Here is an 18,125-nt window from a genome sequence, read left to right on the forward strand (position 1 = left end):
AGATACTCCGAAGATAATTAGCGCTCGGCGCGTCGACCACTGGCGAGGATGATCACCGCAATGATGGTGAGGCCAGTCAGGACAAGACGGACACCGGCGCCGAAGCCGTAGGTGTTGAGCATCGAAACTATGAGGAACATGAAGAGGGCGGCACCCCAAATACCAGGGATGTTGGAATCACCGCCTGCAACCGCCGTGCCGCCGATGATGACGACGGCAATCGACATCAAAAGATATTCCGCGCCCATGTTCAGCGCTGCACCGCCCGAGAAGCAGGCAAGCAGAAAGCCGCAGAGCGAAGCGAGCACTGCACAGAGCAGATAGGTGATGAAGCGGGTGCCATCGACCGGAACGCCCGCCATGCGCGCAGCGAAAGGATTCTGGCCAATTGCCGAAATCCAGCGTCCATAGATGCTCTTCTTCAACAGTACCCAGCCAATGACTGACAGGATCAGCGCCACGAGGGCGACATTGGGAACGCCAAGCGTGGAGGATGTCGTGAACTGCGCTAGGCTTTCCGGCGGTTTCACGCGCAGGCCGCGATTGCTCCAGATGGCGGTGGACTGGATCAGGAAGCTCATCGACAAGGTGGCGATGATGGGCGGAATGCGCAGAAGCTTGATCAGCGTATAATTGCAGATGCCAATGGCAACACCAACCAGAATGGCAACACCAAGCCCCGCAAGCACCATGCCGTCCTGCGTATCCATGAGCTTGAGCGCCAGTGTTGCGGCGAGCGTCATATTGGCCGGGACCGACAGATCGATATTGCCGGGTCCGAGCGTGATGACGAACATCTGGCCGAGGCCGACAATCACCGAAAAGGACGCGAAAGTGAAAGCTGCGTGGGAGAGCCCGTGCGCGCCAGCGCCGCCGGTAAAGAGGATGGTGATGATCCAGACGACGGCAGTGGCGATGAACGACCATATCCACGGACGGTTGGTCAGGATGGTGAGACCGCTCATTGCTTTTTCTCCCTCTTTTCGAGGCGATTGAGGAAGAGGCGCAATGCCAGCACCACGATGAGAATGCCGCCTTGTGCACCGATCTGCCAGTCCGGCGAAATGCGCATGAAGGAGAGGAACGATCCGGCAAGCGTCAGCGTCAGTGCGCCGATGACGGCTCCGATAGGCGATACGCGTCCGCCGACGAATTCACCACCGCCGAGAATAACGCCTGCGATAGACAGAAGCGTATAACGTAACGCGATATTGGCATCGGCCGATGTGGTGAGACCGACGAGTGCGATACCTGCAAGCACTGCGAAGAAGGCCGCCAGTGCATAGGTTCCGGCGCGGATCATGGTCACAGACCAGCCCGCACGTTCTATGGAGCGGCTGTTACCGCCCGCGCCACGCATTAGCACGCCGAAGGTCGAGCGCATGACGATGAAATGCGTGACGACCGCGATCAGGATGCTGGCGACAATGGCCATCGGCATGAAAGGCGGCTTGGCGGTCATGATCCAGCGCGCCCAGTCCGGCGCCTGTCCGCCGGGCGAGGGCAGCAGCAGAACGGCAAACCCGCCCCAGACGAAGCTCATGCCAAGCGTGACGACGATGGAAGGCAGATTGCGCAGGTGGATCAACGCGCCAAGCGCCGCATAAGCTGCAATGGCTGCGGCAAGGATCAGCACTCCGATGACGGGCGCAGTGTTGAGATAGGTTGCGGCAACACAGACCACGAAACTCACGAAGGTGCCCATCGAGAGGTCGAGGTCGTTGACCGCCATGATGAGCATCTGGGCGATGGTCGCTAGCGCAATGGGGACGGCCAGATTGAACAGCAGATTCAGCCCGGTATAGCTCATGGCGCGTGGTTGCATGTAGAAGACGGCGGCAAGCAGCAGAACCAGCGAGAAAACCGGCGTCAGCAGGCGGATGGAGGAAGAGGAAAGGCGCATTATTCGTGACCTCCCTCAAATGATGCTGCAAGCACGTTCTTTTCCGTAATGTCTTCGCCGGTCAGTTCCGCAACGATACCGCCGTCGCGGAAAACATAGACGCGGTCACAAAGTTCGATTTCATCCATTTCGGTGGAGTACCAGACGAAGGTGCGTCCGTTGTCAGCCTCATGGCGCAGGATTTCATAGACTTCCTGCTTGGTGCCGACATCGACGCCACGCATCGGATCGTCCATCAAAATAGTGTTGGCGCTGGTTGCCAGTGCACGGGCGAAAAGCACTTTCTGCTGGTTGCCACCCGACAGTGACAGGATGCGGTTACCCATATCCGGTGTGCGTATCTGGATGCGGTCTTTCCAGTCACTGCCGAGGACGTCTTCCCGCTTCTGGTCAACCAGCTTTGCCGACGACAGCCGGTCCAGCGAGCCGATGGTGAGATTGTGCAGAATGCTCCACAGCGGGAAGGTGCCGTTGAGGCTGCGGTCGCCCGCAACGAAGGCGATTTCGCAATTGCGAGCCGGAACCCAGTTCGGCCGCCGTGCATAGTAGAGATCGAGCAGCATCCTGGTCTGTCCGTGTCCGGCAAGACCGGCGAGACCAATGACTTCGCCCCTGAATGCCTGAAACGGCTTGATGTCGCTGGCGCGCTTGGCAAAGGACAGAACGGGCGTGCCGCTCATATCGGTCTTTGCAACGCGGCGCGCAGCCTTTTCGCGCTCGACGCTGCCCATGGCTTCGACAAGGCTGCGATTGGTGAAATCGTTTGCGGCGCGGTTGGCGACCACCTTTCCGTCCTTCATCACCACGATGCGGTCGGAGGTTGAGAGGATTTCACCCAACATATGCGAAATCAGGATAACCGCGCCGCCGGTGCTGACGAAACGGCGCACATAGGCCATGAGCTGCGCGGCGATGCCTGCATCAAGCGAAGAGGTCGGCTCATCGAGAATAACCAGTTTTGGCGCAGTGCCGGGCGCGGTAAAGTTGATGGCGATTTCGACCATCTGCCGCTCGGCGATGGAAAGCTCGTCGATGGTGGCACTGCTGTCGATCTTGTGGCCCGGAAAAATCTCGTCGAGCTTTTTGGAAATCAGTTCGACGGCCTTGCCGCGCCAGCCAGCGCCCGTCAGGTCGCGCTGCATGATGCGGACATTTTCGGCAATGGTCAGGTTTGGAAACAGCGACAATTCCTGAAAGACGCAGCGCACGCCATGCTTGCGCGCCATCGTTACGCCGTATCCTGCTTCCTCATGATAGGAAACGCTGCCTTCATGTGGCGACAGCCCGCCATTGATGACATTGACGATGGTGGATTTGCCCGCGCCATTGTGGCCGACCAGCCCGACGCATTCGCCTTCGCGGATCACGAGCTCGGCACCATCCAGTGCTTTCACCGCACCGAACTGCACGCGAATATTGCGCGCGGCGACGACCTCCCGTTTCTCTGCTGTTTCTGTCATACGCTCAACTGATTGCTGGAAATGCTGAAGAATAGACGATGGAAAAGGGCGGGAACGAAACCCGCCCCAATCGCTCGATTATGTGAGGCCCGGCTTACTTGGCCGCGTCGATAACCTTCTGCGCGTCTTCCAGCGAATATTCGACATTGGCGACGCCACCCTTCCGGGTGTTGGCCAGATCCTTGTCGAGCGATTCCTGGCTGACGCTGAGGAACGGAACCACGAGGTCCTTCTTCACGTCCTTGCCGTCGAGAATCTGCTGGGCAACCCAGAAAGCAAGCGTCGAAACGCCGGGTGCAATCGAAACCGACATGGTTTCGTAGCCATTGGCGTCCTTCTGTTGCTTCCACCACTGCAGTTCGTCTTCACGGTTGCCCATGATGATGATCGGCGTTTCGCGCTTGGCGGCGGCGAAGGCCTGCGCAGCGCCATAGCCGTCACCGCCTTGCGTCACGACTGCGTCAACTTTCGGCAGGCTTGGGAGGATGCCGGCGACGGCACGCTGTGCGACGTCCGCCGCCCAGTCGCCATTGACGGAGCCGACGATCTTGAATTTCGGATGCTTCTTCACGCCTTCTTCGATGCCGGCATGGATATTGTCATCGACCGAAACACCGGCAAGGCCGCGGATTTCAAGCAAGTTGCCGCCATCGGGGAAGCGCTTTGCGAGATAGTCGATCTGGCCTTCGCCCATTGCCTTGAAATCGACCGCGATGCGCCATGCGCAAGGCTCGGTGACGATGCCGTCGAAGGAGACGACGGTGATGCCCGCATCGCAGGCTTCCTTCACGGCACCGTTTAGGGCCGTCGGTGAAGCCGCGTTGATGACGATGGCGTCATAGCCCTGCAGGATCATGTTCTGGATCTGTGCAGCCTGTTCTGTCGCCTGATTTTCTGCGGTCGTGAACGGATCGGCGGCGGCCACCACGCCAGCCTTCACGGCTTCCTTGGTAATCTTGTCCCAGCTTTGCAGCATGGCCTGGCGCCATGAGTTGCCAGCATAATTGTTGGAGAATGCAATCTTCTTCGACGATGTGTCAGCCATCGCGCTGCCAGCGGCGAGAACGCCTGCCAGTGCTGCGGATGCGAAAAGGATTCTTGCGAGTTTCATTCTTTCCTCCCGGTTGCCAGTGTACGACCCGCAGCGCCCCGGCACTTCGGATCGTCTGAATTGATTGTGATGCGGGCCTCCCGCACCGCCGCTCCTCAACGGCACCAGTCTGCACCTGACGCGATTTTACGCTCTTGTCTTGCGGGCAATTTTCTGGTGAAGCGAGGATGAAAGAAGACAAGCCTTCTGTGAAGGCCGAATGAAGCAACTGTCTTGCGGGTTCCCGCAGCAAAATTGCGGGAACCCGCAAGACGCGCCGAGGATGTGACGGCGTATTATAGTGCTTCAGGAGCAATTTGCGTTTGGAGGAGAAACGCTTGGCCGAACTCGTGCCCCAGAGGTTGCTCGACCACTATCTGAATATTTCCAGATTGCTGGCGGGACAACTCGACTTCGATTCCATTATTCAGGCGGTGGCGGCGGAAATCACGCATATCGTGCCCTATGATCATCTGGACGTTTGCATCAAGATGGTCGATGGCAAGTTCCACATCGCCTATGAGAGCGGCATATCGACGGCCTGGAGCCGTAATCCTCCCGCCCTGTTGTCGGGCAGTCCCATTCGAACAGTGCTCTCCGGCGAAGTCGACCATCTTCTGACCGACGATGCGCGCACCGATCAGCGTTTTCACTTTGAAGGTTCCTTTTCCAGTCCGATCATCGAGCATGATCTGAAAGGCCGCCTGCATGTGCCCTTGAAGGCGCAGGGCGATATTATCGGCGCGCTCAGCTGCTCCAGTCTCGCGCTCGCCTGCTACACCATGCGGGACGTGGAAAACGCCCAGTCGATTGCCGATCTGCTTGCACCATATTTTTTTGCGATCCGCGCGGCGGAACAGGCCAAGCGTTCCGCTATCGTGGAAACGGAAGCGCGCGCTCGCGAGGAAGGCTTGCGTTTCGGCGCGTTGAAGCTGACCGAAGCGCTGGAGACAGAGCGCCATCGCATCGGTATGGATTTGCATGATCAGACGCTGGCCGACCTGACACGCCTTGCGCGTCACGTGGAGCGGCTTACCCATGCACCGGACCTCTCGGGCGAGCAGCTTGAACCGCTGTTTCGCGGGCTGCAGCATTGCATGCACGATCTCAGGCAAATCATTGAAGAAGCTAAGCCTTCAATTCTTCAGCTGTTCGGTTTTGTGCAAGCGACGGAAAACCATCTTGACCGTTCGGTGCGCGACAGTGGATCGTCCATCGAGTGGACGCTGGACGACCGCAGCGACGGCATGGCCGATCGGCTGGAGGAAACAGTTGCGACTTCGCTGTTCCGCATCGTGCAGGAAGCGATCAACAATACGATCCGCCATGCTCATGCCAGCCGGTTGCGGGTTACGTTTCGCGACAAGGGCGGTCGCCTGCACGTCGAAGTCGCTGACAATGGCATCGGCATGGATCGCCAGATGCAACGTTCCAGTGACGGGCATGGTGTCGGACATGGGATCGACAATATGCGCACGCGCGCGCGGTTGATTTCTGCAAGTTTTGCTATCAGGAAAAATGGGGAAGGCGGTGGCACCAGCGTGACGATCCATCTGCCTGTGGAAATGTGCCGGGAGACGGGAGGGTAAAATGCATGTTCTGATCGTGGAAGATGATCCATTGCATCGCGCCTATCTTGGCGAGGCTGTGCGTGCGGCATTGCCTGAATGCAGCGATGTGCTGGAAGCCGACAACGGCTCGGCAGGTGAGAAGCTGGCCCGTCAGCATCGCGCAGCCCATATCGTCATGGACCTGCAGATGAGTGGACGTAACGGCATTGAGGCCGCCCGCACCATCTGGAAGGAGAATCCTGAAACGCGCATCCTGTTCTGGTCGAACTATGCCGACGAAGCCTATGTGCGCGGTGTGTCGCGCATCGTGCCGGAAGGGGCGGCTTATGGCTATGTGCTGAAATCGGCGTCCGACGATAAGCTGCGGCTGGCATTGCGCAGTATCTTTGTCGAAGCACAATGCGTCATCGACCGCGAGGTGCGCGGCCTGCAGCAAAAGAGCCTCGGTCATGCCAGCGGTTTCAGCGAAAGTGAGTATGAAATTCTGGTCGATATTGCGCTGGGGCTTACGGATCGCGTTATTGCGCGCCGCCGCAATCTGTCGCTGAGAAGCGTCCAGAACAGATTGCAGCAACTCTATGAAAAACTTGGCGTTTATCAGGAGAAAGGCGAGCCGGAGGAAGGGCGTTTCAATCTCCGGGCTCGTGCCGTGACGGTAGCGCTTTTGCGCAAACTACTGAATTACAGTGCGCTGGAACGCGCAGAAATCGAACTGAACGAATGGCTTAGCCGACAGCTGCCTTCAAACGGCTCTGTGCGAGATTGAGGCCGAGTTCCGACGCACGGGCGATGACCGGAGCGAAGCGACGCCGCTTCTTTTCGTCATGGTTGGAAGCAATGTCTGCGATGCGATGCTTGAGGAAAGGGTTGAGAAACCGCTCCCGCACCGAAGCCACGTAAGCTTCGGCCTGTTCGCCAAGGCCGTCCGCAGCAAATACCGGCAGGACTTCCTCGCGCCATACCGCTTCCAGTTCATTCCGGATCGTTTCGTCCTGCATGGCTTCCAGTACGATCTCGTCTTTCGGACGGCTGCCCTTGAGCCATTGTTCCGCGATGAATGTGTGGCCAAGGTTGAGCAAGTAGAGTTTCAGATGCTCATAGCGCGCAAGATCGTCGGTGACGACGATATCTTCGTGTTCGCAAGGAAGCGTCAGGCCATCGGCCTTCTCGATTGCCCAGAGCGCATAGGGCTCGGCGATGGCGCCGATTGGCTCGATGGGTTCGGAAACGATGCGATCGACAAGGCTGTTGGCAAAAATGCATCGGGTTTCGAGCCATTGCACGAAACCGTCCGGCAGTTTCCAGTTATGGGCAAGATCGATGAGGATCGAGCGCAACCTGTCGCCATTGCGCGAGATCAGCTCGCAGGGAAACAGCGACAATGGCGCATCGGGATTGTGCTGCCAGCGGTGATGTAGAAGCACCAGAAGTTTGGCTGGAAAACTCTTCGGCAAAGCATCCGGGTTCGCAAGAAGCGAGCTGTCATCGCTTCTGTCGAGTTCGTAGCCCTTGTCGCCGGTGTTGGAGAGGATCACATCGACGCTGGCACCGAGGTCGAGAATCGCCGCCCAGTCGTGATGTGCGGAATAGGCAGCGGTAACGCCCTTCGCCTGATGTTCCGTCTCGGATGGCTTGCTGTCGACAAGCCCACGGATCATCACAGGATAGCCGTTGCTTTCGTTCAAAGCCGCGATGCGCTGGCTGCTCTGCGGGTTTGAAGTCGTCTGCACGACGGCAATTGTCCCAATGGCTTTGCCCTTGGAAAGCGCCTCCGAAACAAAGAAATCGACATGAGCCAACAGAAAACGGCTGGTGCCGAACTGCAGGATCGCTGGCTTCTCGTGCATGACCTTCTCCCATAAATCAGTGGTTTTAACTAAGCGATGCAGGGTAAATTGGTCAAGCCAGTAGGATTCTTTATCGAACGATTGGTTCGGTTCCACATGTTGAAATGCGCGATTTGCCGCAATTAACCGGGTTTTTAAGCATATTGCGCTTCTGTCCGGTTGGAAATATGGTAAGGCCAATTCGAGGAGAGGCGGATTTGGGAGCGCTATGAGCGATTTTACGGCAACTGCGGAACCGCGCAGGCTTTATCAGCAGATTGCAGACCGGGTGAGAAGCCTTATCCAGGACGGCCAGTTTCCTGCTGGCAGCAGGCTACCGGCTGAACGCGAGCTGGCGCAGCAACTTGGCGTGTCGCGGCCTTCGCTGCGCGAGGCGCTTATCGCACTCGAAATCGCCGGTAATGTCGAAATCCGCATGGGGTCGGGCATCTATGTCACGGCAGAGTCGGAAAAGCGTTCGCTTTTACATGGCGCTTCCATCGGCGAGAGCCCGCTTGAAATCATGCAGGCGCGCGAAATGGTCGAAGGCAGCGTGGTCGTCACGGCTTGTGCGCGCATGACGCCTGAAAGGCTTGCCGAGTTGCGCGCAACGATTGACGCAATGAAGGTGAATGTCGATGCCGGGCGCAAGGCGATTGAGCTCGACAGGCAGTTTCATCTGCTCATTGCCGAGCAATCAGGCAATTCCGTGCTGGTGCGCATCGTGCGCGACCTTTTTGACGAGCGGCATAGTCCGCTGACGTCGCATATCAGGACGCGCTTCGAGGACAACGATACATGGGCTCTGGCTTTGGCCGAGCACGAAGCCATCTATGCGGCGCTGGAAGCGAGGGATCCGCTTCAGGCGCAGGCAGCCATGCGAACGCATCTGGACCGGTCCAAGCAGCGTTGGATGGATAATGAACCCAGCGAGTAATTAGCCGGGACGATTTGGGAGTGAGGTCAGACAAATGAATGAATCCGTTGATACAGCGGTTGCGCCGGTTATTCTGCTGCATCCGTCGGATGATGTTGCCGTTGCGCGCGTTTCCGTTCGCGCCGGTGATCCGATCGGCCTTGACGGGATCAGGGCCAGCGAACTGATCGGTCGCGGGCATAAGGTTGCCATTCGCGATATTCCGGAAGGCAAGGAAGTCCTGAAATACGGTCAGGTGATCGGCGTTGCGACGAAGGATATCGCTCAGGGCGAGCATGTGCATTTGCAGAATCTCGCCATGCTGCCCTCCGAACACGAGCATCAGTTCTCCATCGATATTGAAGAGCGCGGTATGCTGCCCGAGGCGGAGCGTCGTCATTTCATGGGCTATGACCGGGGTGCTGGCGGTGTCGGCACGCGCAATTTCATTGGGGTGATTTCGTCGGTCAATTGCTCGGCCACGGTGTCACGTTACATCGCCGATTATTTCAACCGCATGGGCGGTCTCGATGGTTTCGACAATGTCGATGGCGTCGTGGCGCTGACACATGGCAGCGGCTGTGCGCTCAACACCAAGTCGGAAGGCTATCGCCTTTTGACGCGCACTATTCAGGGCTATGCCAAGCACCCGAATTTCGGCGGCATCCTGCTGATCGGCCTTGGGTGCGAAACCAACCAGATCGCGCCGATCCTCGAACATTACCGCATGGAAGAAGGCTCGCGCCTGCGTACCATGACGATCCAGCAGCATGGCGGCACGCGCAAGACCATCGATCATGCGATCGCCGAGATCAAGGAAATGCTGCCGCTGGTCAATTCGGCGGTGCGCACCAAACAGCCTCTGTCAAAGTTGAAAGTAGCGCTGGAATGCGGCGGCTCGGATGGCTATTCCGGCATTTCGGCCAATCCGGCATTGGGCTATGCCTCGGACCTTATCGTGCGCAATGGCGGCACGACCGTTCTTTCGGAAACGCCGGAAATCTATGGTGCCGAACATCTTTTGACCCGTCGCGCAGTAACGCCTGCGGTCGCTGAAAAGCTGTTGCAGCGCATCGACTGGTGGCGTGATTACACGGCGCGCAATGGCGACGAACTCAACAACAACCCATCGCATGGCAACAAGCTCGGCGGGCTGACCACCATTCTGGAAAAGTCGCTCGGTGCAGTTGCCAAGGGTGGTTCCATGCCGCTCAAGGCCGTCTATGAGTTTGCCGAAACCGTCACGGAACAGGGTTTCACTTTCATGGATACGCCGGGTTACGATCCCGTCGCGGTGACTGGACAGGTGGCCGGTGGCTGTAACGTGATCTGCTTCACCACTGGCCGTGGTTCGGTTTCCGGTTTCAAACCTTCGCCTTGCATCAAGATTGCCACGAATTCCGAAATGTACGAGCACATGAAGGAAGACATGGACATCAATTGCGGCGGTATCGTCACCGGCGACGAGACCATCGAACAGTCCGGCATCCGCATCTTCGAACATATCATCGCGGTCGCATCCGGCGAGAAGACGTTGAGTGAAGTCTACGACTATGGCGACAACGAATTCGTGCCTTGGCAGGTCGGCGCCGTAACCTGATCCCTTTCTTTAATGACGACTGACAGGAATAATTCGATGGTCAAAGCTCTGCGTATCGAGAGCGAAAACGTCACACGTTTTGCAGAAATCGACGAAGCGCCGTTGCTGGCCGGTCAGGTCCGTGTGCGGGTTCGGCACGTGGGTCTCTGCGGCAGCGATCTGAACACCTTCAAGGGGCTTAATCCGCTGGTGCAGCTGCCGCGCATTCCTGGGCATGAAATCGGCGGCGAGATCATGGAAGCCGGAGAGGGTGTCAGCGCTGCCTATGTCAAAGGCAAGCGGGTTATCGTGCTGCCTTATACGAATTGCGGTGAATGCTCGTCCTGCCGCAAAGGTCAGCTCAATGCGTGCCGTTATAACAAGACGCTCGGCGTGCAGCAAAATGGCGGACTGGCCGACCAGATCGTGTTGCCTGCCGAAAAATTGATCCTCAATGAGACACTGGCGCCCCGTCATCTGGCGCTGGTCGAGCCGCTTTCGGTTGGCTTCCATGCCGTCGAGCGCGGACGTGTTCAGGCAGGTGATACGGTTGCTGTTCTCGGTTGCGGCATGATCGGTATGGGTGTTCTCATCGGCGCGCTGGCGCGCGGTGCCAAGGTCATCGCCATTGATCCAAGTGCCGAAAAGCGCGAACTCGCGCTGCAATTTGGCGCAACGCACGCATTGCCGGGCGGTGAGGATGTCGTCGCCAAGGTTCAGAAACTGACCAACGACGACGGCGTGGATGTTGCTTTCGAAGCGGTCGGCCTGCCGATCACCTTCACGCAGGCTGTCGACCTGGCGGGCTTTGCGGGCCGGGTGGTTTATGTCGGCTATTCCAAGGCGCCAGTCACCTATCAGACGCAGTTCTTCAACCTGAAGGAACTCGACATCATGGGATCACGCAATGCGACGCTGACCGATTTCGAGGCCGTCATTGCGCATCTGGAAAAGCTTGGGGCGGATGCCGACAAGCTGATCTCGAAGATATTTCCGTTTGATGAGGCTGAAGCGGCACTCCCTTACTGGGACGGCGACCGTAACGTTTTGAAGATCATCATCGAACGCGACTGAAATCGAAGCAAATGCTCCACGTCGGGAAGGAAGACGTGGGCTGCCACGCATCGATGGAAAATCGATGCGTAAACTGAAGAAATTAGAGCGTCCTTTAAGCGTCCAAATTGGACGCATGGCGCTCTAACGGAGGAAACCGGCCCTAGGGCCAATTGTTTAATGACCCCATATGGGAGGACAAAGATGAAGAAACTCGTTACCGGCATGATCGCCGCCAGCATGCTGCTGGCAGGAAGCATGGCCGCCTATGCTGCCAATGTTTCGATCAAGGTTGCCTATGAAAACAACCCCGGCGAGCCTTTCGATGAGGTGATGCATTACTGGAAAGATGATCTTGCCAAGCGCAGCAATGGCGAGATCACGCTCGAACTCTATCCAAGCTCGCAGCTTGGCTCCAAGAAGGACGTGACCGAGCAGGCCATGATGGGGCTCAATGTCGTGACCATTTCCGACGTTGGCTTTCTGGCCGAATATGACCCGGACCTCGGCGTACTCTACGGTCCGTTCCTGACCGATGATCCGGCACAGCTTTTCAAAGTTTATGATGGTCCCTGGTTCAAGGAAAAGAGTGAAGAGCTGATGAAGAAGGGCATTCACATCGTAATGCCGAACTATCTCTACGGCATTCGTCAGATCATTTCCAAGAAGCCGATCCGTACGCCTGAAGATTTGAAGGGCATGAAGATTCGCGTGCCGAACAACGTCATGCAGATCAAGACTTTCGAAGCCATGGGCGCAACGCCGACCCCGATGCCGCTGGGCGAAACCTTCCCTGCGCTGGCGCAGGGCGTGATTGATGGCGTTGAGAACCCGATCTCGGTTCTTTACGGCCAGAAGTTCCAGGAAGAAGCCAAATATCTGAGCAAGGTCGGCTATCTGACCAACGTTGCTCTGATTGTCGGCGGCGAAGCCTTCTTCTCCACGCTGCCGGAAGATCAGCTCAAGATGATCCATGAGTCCGCTTACGATGCGGGTCTCTACAGCCAGAAGCTGACGATCGAAAAAGACAATGAAATGATCGAGAAGATGAAGGAAGCTGGTGTCGAGATTATCGATGTCGACCGCGCTCCTTTCAAGGCACTTGCTGAAAAGGTCTACACCCAGTTCCCGGAATGGTCGCCCGGCCTTTATGACAAGATCAAAGCCGAACTGAACTGATCCATCCTTACTCGGATAATGCCGTGTCGCGGTTTGCCGCGGCATGGCTCGATCGTGGAACTCAATCCGATGAAATACTTTGAAAAACTGATCGAATGGCTGGCTGCTGTGCCGCTGTTCATCCTGCTTGCGATGTTCAACATCGCCGTCGTCATGCGCTATTGGATGCATCAGCCATTGCAATGGACCGAGGAAATGGCCGGTCTGTTGATGATCTGGATCGTGATGCTTGGCAGTGTCGCCGCAGAACGCAGCAACCAGCATCTTGCCATTCCGATGCTCGTGGATCTGCTGTCGGAAAAGGTGCGCGATGTCGTCAACGCCATCGTCTCCATCCTGTCGGGACTGTTCCTGCTTTACGTGTCCTATGCCGGTTACAAGCTTTCGGTTGCGGCTCAGTTCAAAGTGACTGACGTGCTGCGGGTCTCCTATTACTGGATCGATATCGCTGTGCCGGTCGGCTTCGTCATTATCGCTCTTTATATGTTTGCAGGCGCATTCAAATCCTTGCGCGCCGCTTTTGCGGGAGGCAAGGCATGAACCTGACAACCATCGTTCTCATCATGCTGGCGCTGATCGCGCTCAATATGCGCCTCTATGTGGCCATTTTGATTGCGGTCTTCACCTATTTCACCTTTTTCAACCAGATGCCGATAGCGATTGCCGTGCAGCGCTTCATCAGCCCGGCACAGAACACGTCGCTGCTTGCCATTCCGTTCTTCATCATGCTTGGTACGGTGATGTCGCATACCGGCATTGCAGAACGTCTGATCAAGGTCGCGGAAATTCTGGTCGGTCGTATGCGCGGCGGCATGGCACTCACCAACATCATGGTTTCCACCCTGATGGGTGGCGTCAGCGCTTCCAATCTGGCCGACAGCGCCATGCTCACCCGCATGATGGTGCCGGAAATGGTCAAGCGTGGCTATGACAAAGCGTTCTCCTGCGCGGTGACGGCAGCTGGCTCGCTGATTACGCCGATCATTCCTCCCGGCATTGCGCTCATCATCTATGGTCTGATTGCGGATGTTTCCATTGGCAAGATGTTCATGGCAGGTGTGCTGCCGGGCATTCTGGGCGCCGTTATCCTGATGATCGCGGCTTATGCGACATCGGTAAAGCGCGGCTACAAGCCAAGCCGTGAAAAGCGGATGAGCGGCGCCGAAGTTGCCTCGACGCTTGCTTCGGCATGGCCTGCGGTGCTGCTGCTGTTCGCGATCATCGGCGGCATCCGCTTGAACATCTTCACCCCGACGGAAGCCGGTGCAGTTGCCGTTACGCTGGTTCTGATTATCGGCTTCGTGATCTATCGCGAAATGCGCGTCTCGCATGTGGTGGATTCGCTGATCGAAACGGCGAAATCGACCGCATCCGTCATGCTGGTCATTATGGCATCATCGGCGCTCGCATGGGTGTTTTCGCTTGAACAGGCCGGCCAGTCGCTTATGCAGCTGATCTCGTCCTTCACCAGCAATCCTTATGCGTTCTTGCTGGCAGTCAACGTGATCTTGCTGATTCTCGGCGCGCTGATCGAGGGCACGGCCCTGATGATCGTTCTGGTGCCGCTTCTGATACCGACGGTAAAGGCTCTGGGCATTGATCCTGTGCATTTCGGTATCATCGTGATTATCAACCTGTCGATTGGCACGCTGACACCGCCTGTCGGAACGGTCATGCTGATGGTCTGCAATATTGCGAAGGTGAGGGTGGGAGATTTCACCCGCCAGGCATTCAGCATGTATATGGCGCTGTTCATCCTGCTGGCGCTGGTCACTTACGTGCCGATTATCTCAACCTATCTGGCTCATTAGAGCATTTTCAGCAAAAATGCGAAGCGGTTTTGCGTAGGATAATGCTTAAAAACAAAGAGATAGAGCATTTCCAATGTTTTAATTTAAACCGGAAATGCTCGAAAAAAGCGCGGGAAATTCCCGCGCTTTTTTCGTTTGTTCACCACGGGTTTTCGACACGCGGCCAGATGGCACGGCTGAGCTTGCGGTAATTGGTCGTGCGCGGATTGCTCGGATAGGAGCTGGGCGCCGCGACATAGATAATCTCGGCAGCAATCGGCACGAAGCCTGCGTGGAAATGATTGGTGGATTTGACTACCAGTATATCCTTCTTCATCGGATCGATGCCGATATTGGAGAAGATATCCGGCTCGAATGTCTGCGTCCGGTTGGTGTTGAGAATGATATCGATCTCGGTGCCTTCAAGTCGCACAACCGCCGAGGCCCCCAGCGTCACGCGGCTTGGGCCAAAACTCTGCCAGCCTTCGGCAAGGGTTTTCATGACCGTCACGCGGGCATCGATGGGTTCGCCACCAAGCGGACCGGACTTGCCGCCGAAACGAAGATCGATCACCGCGCCTTCGCCTGCCGCATGACAGAAGGTCACTGCGATGGGGTCCCAGATCGTAGCAATGCCTATATTGTCGATGCCGCGTTCGATCAGGCGGCGAAGGACATAGGTTCCGTCGCCTGCAACCCCGCCGCCGGGATTGTCCCATACATCGGCGATCACCGCAGGTTTGGCGGGATTGGCTGCATGGGCAGCCAGCGCCCGGTCGATGCCCTGATCGGTGTCGAACATGGTCATCAATGTCTGCTCGCGCATCGCAATCAGTTCACGCCCGAGTTTTTCGGCAAGTGCTGCCCCCTTTGCCGGATCGTTGTCTGTGACGACGAGAATGCGGGTTCCCATTTCCGGCACATCGGCAGCCATGAAGCCATGAATGACGGAGATCGACAGAATCCCGTCTTTGCCGTGCATCGCCTTGATGCGATCGACGAAGGAGCGCATCGGCTCCTTGCTTGTGGGAAACACACTGATCATATGGCAGTCGAATGTGGATATGACCGGCTTGATGTGACCTTTCAGGGCGTCCAGCGCAAGATCGACCACATGCTCGCCGCGCTCATAAAAATCCGTGTGAGGAAATTCGAGGAACGACGCGAAAATATTGAGGTTTTCGACACGCTTCGGCGTCAGGTGGCTATGCGGATCGAATTCGCTGGCAACCAGAATATCCGGCCCGACAATGGCGCGCACGCGTTCCAGAAGATCCCCCTCGCAATCGTCGTAACCTTGAGCGACCATGGCGCCATGCAGGCCGAGCACGACTGCATCAACGGGCATTGCGGCTTTCAGCTGGTCAAGGATTTCATCGCGCAATTCCTCGAACGCCTGCCGCTGCAACAATCCGCCCGGTTCCGCCCAGGTGGCAGTGCCTTCGATGACGGTCAGCCCTTCCGCTGCCGCACGCTTGCGCAACGCGACAATGGGCGAAGAGCAAAGCGTCGGCGTTTCCGGATGCTTGCCCGGCGCGGCATAAAAAGCCATCTCGAACGAGGCCCTGTCGGTTGGAACCGGCGAGAACGTGTTGGTTTCTGTCGCAAGCGATGCGGTGAAAATGCGCATGGAAATACTCTGTGCGGGGAGGTGACGTGCTTATTTTTGTGGTGCGTAGGCGATGGCTTCGACTTCGATCTTGATGTCGATCATCAGGCGGGATTCAACCGTGGTGCGCGCGGGAGGCTCTTTTGGAAAATAGGTGCCGTAAACGGCATTCATCCGCCCGAAATCCCGAGCATCTTCCAGCCATATGGTGGTTTTGACCACGTCTTCCATTGTGGCGCCTGCAAGCGCAAGTGCGGCCTTGACGTTTTCGAGGACCTGTTTTGTCTGGGCTTCGATGCCGCCTTCAACAATCTGGCCGTTTGGTCCAACCGGTACCTGACCCGAAACATAGACTGTGTCGCCTGCGCGAACGGCGGGGGAAAGTGGCACATGTGATGCGCCGAAGACCTGTTTTCTGGACATGATTTTCTCCGGTTATTTGACTGCTCCAAGGGCCAGTCCCTTGATGAGATAGCGCTGGAGCCAGATGAAAAGGATGGCGACCGGCAGTGTTGCAAGAAAGGTGGCTGCCATGACGTAGTGCCATTCGACCGTGTAGCGCCCCGCGACGAGCGAGAAGACCTGAATGGGCAGGGTGTAGCTTTCCTGCCTGCGCAGCATGGTCAGCGCCACGACAAATTCGTTCCATGCATTGATGAAGGTGAAGATTGCCGTGACGGCAATGGCGGGCAGGCAGAGCGGCAGAAACACTTTTATCAGTGTCTTGCCGCGCCCGGCGCCTTCCATCCACGAAGCTTCTTCCAGATCGCGCGGTATGGTGTCGAAATAGCTTTGCAGCATCCACACGGTGAAGGCGATGTTGAAGGCCATATAGACCGCGCCGACCGCGGAGACACTTTCAATCAATCCATAGGCGGCGAGCAGCCGGAAAAGGCCCAGCACCAGAACGATGGGCGAGATCATCTGCGAAATCAGCAGGAATTGCCGGAATGCACCGTGGCCTGCAAAGCGGAAGCGCGACATGGCATAGGCGGCAGGAATGGAAACAATGATGGCACCGACGGAAGCAATAACCGAAACGTAAAGCGAGTTCAGAAGCGCTTGCCCGAATTTGGTCTGAACCCACATTTCCGAAAAATTCTGCCAGCGGAAGCTGCTTGGCCACCATGTTGGAGACAGGACCTCCTGTGGAGGCTTGACGGCGGTGAAAAACATCACCGCGAAGGGAAACAGTGTCAGCACGATAAGCGGCGACAGAACGGCCCAGGCAATGATTGTGCGTTTCAGCTTCGAGCCGGTCATGCGCGTTCTCCCCGCATTGCGAGGCGGATATAGATCGCCGTGAAGACGAGGAGTATTGCCAGCATGATAAGCGATACGGCGGAGGCTTCTCCCAGCTTTCCGAGGCGGAAAGCCAGCTTGTAGAGATGCGTTACCAGAATATCGGTGGAGTTTGCCGGTCCACCCTGCGTCATGACCCAGATGATCGGGAATGAATTGAAGACATAGATCGTATTGAGCACGATGGCGATGTTGACGAAGGGCTTGAGCAGCGGAAACGTGATTTCGCGAAACTGCTGCCACAGGCTAGCGCCTTCGAGAGACGACGCTTCATAAAGATCCTCCGGGATGGATGACAGTCCGCCGAGAAATATGGTGGTCGTGAACGGCACGGTGACCAGAATGCCGACCAGTATTTGCATTGGAAAGGCGGTGGCCGCGCTCGCCAGCCATTGAATATTGCTGTCGATGATACCGAGATTGCGCAGTGCGGAATTGAGCATTCCGCTTTCGCCATTGAGCGCCCAGCGCCAGACAATGGCTGTCATGGTGAGCGAAACTGCCCACGGCAGCATGACGATGACCCGCGCTACCGAACGGCCATAGAAATCCATGTTGAGGATGATGGCGACCGGAATGGAGACGATAAGTGCCCCGCCAACCACGGCGACGGTCCAGAGTGCGGTGCGCCAGAGTGCATTCAGAAAATCGGGTGTTGCGAAAAGTGCAGTGAAATTTGCGCCGTCGTTGAAATCGCGTAGCTGCCCGAAGCGGTTTACGTCATGGCTGGCAATTTCAACGAGATGCACCACGGGCCAGAAGATCACCACCGCAGCCAGAAGCAGGCTCGGCAGGATCAGGAAATAGGGCAGGGTGCGGCTTTGCATTGGCAATCAAAATCCCTGAA

At 57.0% G+C, this 18,125-nt stretch carries 17 protein-coding genes; 8 read left to right on the plus strand and 9 right to left on the minus strand.

From position 1 onward, the window contains the following. Positions 1-17: 17 nt before the first annotated feature. The 4 genes from AC1RHM_RS12005 to AC1RHM_RS12020 all read right to left on the minus strand — a co-directional run bounded on the left by AC1RHM_RS12005 (position 18) and on the right by AC1RHM_RS12020 (position 4,474). Positions 18-965 (minus strand): ABC transporter permease, encoded by a 948-nt coding sequence (locus AC1RHM_RS12005; protein ID WP_010659097.1) that lies wholly within the window; start codon positions 963-965, stop codon positions 18-20. Then, positions 962-1,903, minus strand: coding sequence for an ABC transporter permease (locus AC1RHM_RS12010; RefSeq protein WP_010659096.1), 942 nt, complete (start codon positions 1,901-1,903; stop codon positions 962-964). Before AC1RHM_RS12010 ends, AC1RHM_RS12005 begins: the two co-directional genes overlap by 4 nt. Further along, a complete protein-coding gene (locus AC1RHM_RS12015; RefSeq protein ID WP_010659095.1) occupies positions 1,903-3,363 on the minus strand; it encodes an ATP-binding cassette domain-containing protein in 1,461 nt (486 codons plus the stop codon). The genes AC1RHM_RS12010 and AC1RHM_RS12015 overlap by 1 nt, the downstream gene beginning before the upstream one ends. 94 nt (positions 3,364-3,457) lie before the next feature. Next, positions 3,458-4,474 carry an ABC transporter substrate-binding protein gene (locus AC1RHM_RS12020; protein ID WP_010659094.1) on the minus strand — a complete coding sequence of 339 codons (1,017 nt, stop codon included), beginning with the start codon at positions 4,472-4,474 and terminating at the stop codon, positions 3,458-3,460. Between the two features lie 317 nt (positions 4,475-4,791). On the opposite strand from AC1RHM_RS12020, the gene AC1RHM_RS12025 reads away from it, so the two are divergent. Beyond that, positions 4,792-6,042 carry a GAF domain-containing sensor histidine kinase gene (locus AC1RHM_RS12025; RefSeq protein ID WP_010659093.1) on the plus strand — a complete coding sequence of 417 codons (1,251 nt, stop codon included), beginning with the start codon at positions 4,792-4,794 and terminating at the stop codon, positions 6,040-6,042. 1 nt (position 6,043) lies between these two features. Next, positions 6,044-6,790, plus strand: a complete 747-nt coding sequence (locus AC1RHM_RS12030; RefSeq protein ID WP_010659092.1) for a response regulator transcription factor — start codon at positions 6,044-6,046, stop codon at positions 6,788-6,790. On the opposite strand, the gene AC1RHM_RS12035 is transcribed toward AC1RHM_RS12030, so the two are convergent. Beyond that, positions 6,750-7,871 (minus strand): mannitol dehydrogenase family protein, encoded by a 1,122-nt coding sequence (locus AC1RHM_RS12035; RefSeq protein WP_010659091.1) that lies wholly within the window; start codon positions 7,869-7,871, stop codon positions 6,750-6,752. The genes AC1RHM_RS12030 and AC1RHM_RS12035 overlap by 41 nt on opposite strands. Positions 7,872-8,079: 208 nt before the next feature. On the opposite strand from AC1RHM_RS12035, the gene AC1RHM_RS12040 reads away from it, so the two are divergent. The 6 genes from AC1RHM_RS12040 (at position 8,080) to AC1RHM_RS12065 (ending at position 14,388) form a co-directional block, all read left to right on the plus strand. After that, positions 8,080-8,787, plus strand: coding sequence for a FadR/GntR family transcriptional regulator (locus tag AC1RHM_RS12040; protein WP_010659090.1), 708 nt, complete (start codon positions 8,080-8,082; stop codon positions 8,785-8,787). Positions 8,788-8,821: 34 nt separating this feature from the next. After that, positions 8,822-10,366 (plus strand): UxaA family hydrolase, encoded by a 1,545-nt coding sequence (locus tag AC1RHM_RS12045; RefSeq protein ID WP_010659089.1) that lies wholly within the window; start codon positions 8,822-8,824, stop codon positions 10,364-10,366. 36 nt (positions 10,367-10,402) lie between these two features. Further along, a complete protein-coding gene (locus AC1RHM_RS12050) occupies positions 10,403-11,419 on the plus strand; it encodes a zinc-binding alcohol dehydrogenase family protein (RefSeq protein ID WP_010659088.1) in 1,017 nt (338 codons plus the stop codon). 183 nt (positions 11,420-11,602) lie between these two features. Then, positions 11,603-12,577 carry a C4-dicarboxylate TRAP transporter substrate-binding protein gene (locus tag AC1RHM_RS12055; protein ID WP_010659087.1) on the plus strand — a complete coding sequence of 325 codons (975 nt, stop codon included), beginning with the start codon at positions 11,603-11,605 and terminating at the stop codon, positions 12,575-12,577. Positions 12,578-12,646: 69 nt separating this feature from the next. Next, positions 12,647-13,117 (plus strand): TRAP transporter small permease, encoded by a 471-nt coding sequence (locus AC1RHM_RS12060; RefSeq protein ID WP_181152405.1) that lies wholly within the window; start codon positions 12,647-12,649, stop codon positions 13,115-13,117. Then, complete coding sequence (locus AC1RHM_RS12065; protein WP_010659085.1) at positions 13,114-14,388, plus strand: TRAP transporter large permease; 1,275 nt, start codon at positions 13,114-13,116, stop codon at positions 14,386-14,388. The genes AC1RHM_RS12060 and AC1RHM_RS12065 overlap by 4 nt, the downstream gene beginning before the upstream one ends. A gap of 139 nt (positions 14,389-14,527) precedes the next feature. On the opposite strand, the gene AC1RHM_RS12070 is transcribed toward AC1RHM_RS12065, so the two are convergent. From AC1RHM_RS12070 to AC1RHM_RS12085, 4 genes are read right to left on the minus strand one after another with little or no spacing between them, the layout of a single operon-like run. Further along, positions 14,528-15,997, minus strand: a complete 1,470-nt coding sequence (locus AC1RHM_RS12070; protein WP_010659084.1) for a M81 family metallopeptidase — start codon at positions 15,995-15,997, stop codon at positions 14,528-14,530. Between the two features lie 30 nt (positions 15,998-16,027). Continuing rightward, a complete protein-coding gene (locus AC1RHM_RS12075) occupies positions 16,028-16,399 on the minus strand; it encodes a RidA family protein (RefSeq protein WP_010659083.1) in 372 nt (123 codons plus the stop codon). Between the two features lie 12 nt (positions 16,400-16,411). After that, positions 16,412-17,239, minus strand: coding sequence for a carbohydrate ABC transporter permease (locus AC1RHM_RS12080; protein ID WP_010659082.1), 828 nt, complete (start codon positions 17,237-17,239; stop codon positions 16,412-16,414). Beyond that, complete coding sequence (locus tag AC1RHM_RS12085) at positions 17,236-18,105, minus strand: carbohydrate ABC transporter permease (protein ID WP_010659081.1); 870 nt, start codon at positions 18,103-18,105, stop codon at positions 17,236-17,238. The genes AC1RHM_RS12080 and AC1RHM_RS12085 overlap by 4 nt, the downstream gene beginning before the upstream one ends. Positions 18,106-18,125: the final 20 nt, after the last annotated feature.

The sequence above is a fragment of the Brucella sp. GW823-FHT04E01 genome (genome assembly GCF_058796175.1).

Bases quoted from the DNA above. Each gene is read 5' to 3' on its own strand.
- AC1RHM_RS12070 (WP_010659084.1), bottom strand. From the start codon at position 15,997: ATGCGCATTTTCACCGCATCGCTTGCGACAGAAACCAACACGTTCTCG.
- AC1RHM_RS12055 (WP_010659087.1), top strand. From the start codon at position 11,603: ATGAAGAAACTCGTTACCGGCATGATCGCCGCCAGCATGCTGCTGGCA.
- AC1RHM_RS12020 (WP_010659094.1), bottom strand. From the start codon at position 4,474: ATGAAACTCGCAAGAATCCTTTTCGCATCCGCAGCACTGGCAGGCGTT.
- AC1RHM_RS12050 (WP_010659088.1), top strand. From the start codon at position 10,403: ATGGTCAAAGCTCTGCGTATCGAGAGCGAAAACGTCACACGTTTTGCA.
- AC1RHM_RS12075 (WP_010659083.1), bottom strand. From the start codon at position 16,399: ATGTCCAGAAAACAGGTCTTCGGCGCATCACATGTGCCACTTTCCCCC.
- AC1RHM_RS12040 (WP_010659090.1), top strand. From the start codon at position 8,080: ATGAGCGATTTTACGGCAACTGCGGAACCGCGCAGGCTTTATCAGCAG.
- AC1RHM_RS12080 (WP_010659082.1), bottom strand. From the start codon at position 17,239: ATGACCGGCTCGAAGCTGAAACGCACAATCATTGCCTGGGCCGTTCTG.
- AC1RHM_RS12060 (WP_181152405.1), top strand. From the start codon at position 12,647: ATGAAATACTTTGAAAAACTGATCGAATGGCTGGCTGCTGTGCCGCTG.
- AC1RHM_RS12005 (WP_010659097.1), bottom strand. From the start codon at position 965: ATGAGCGGTCTCACCATCCTGACCAACCGTCCGTGGATATGGTCGTTC.
- AC1RHM_RS12015 (WP_010659095.1), bottom strand. From the start codon at position 3,363: ATGACAGAAACAGCAGAGAAACGGGAGGTCGTCGCCGCGCGCAATATT.
- AC1RHM_RS12085 (WP_010659081.1), bottom strand. From the start codon at position 18,105: ATGCAAAGCCGCACCCTGCCCTATTTCCTGATCCTGCCGAGCCTGCTT.
- AC1RHM_RS12035 (WP_010659091.1), bottom strand. From the start codon at position 7,871: ATGCACGAGAAGCCAGCGATCCTGCAGTTCGGCACCAGCCGTTTTCTG.
- AC1RHM_RS12010 (WP_010659096.1), bottom strand. From the start codon at position 1,903: ATGCGCCTTTCCTCTTCCTCCATCCGCCTGCTGACGCCGGTTTTCTCG.
- AC1RHM_RS12045 (WP_010659089.1), top strand. From the start codon at position 8,822: ATGAATGAATCCGTTGATACAGCGGTTGCGCCGGTTATTCTGCTGCAT.
- AC1RHM_RS12030 (WP_010659092.1), top strand. From the start codon at position 6,044: ATGCATGTTCTGATCGTGGAAGATGATCCATTGCATCGCGCCTATCTT.
- AC1RHM_RS12065 (WP_010659085.1), top strand. From the start codon at position 13,114: ATGAACCTGACAACCATCGTTCTCATCATGCTGGCGCTGATCGCGCTC.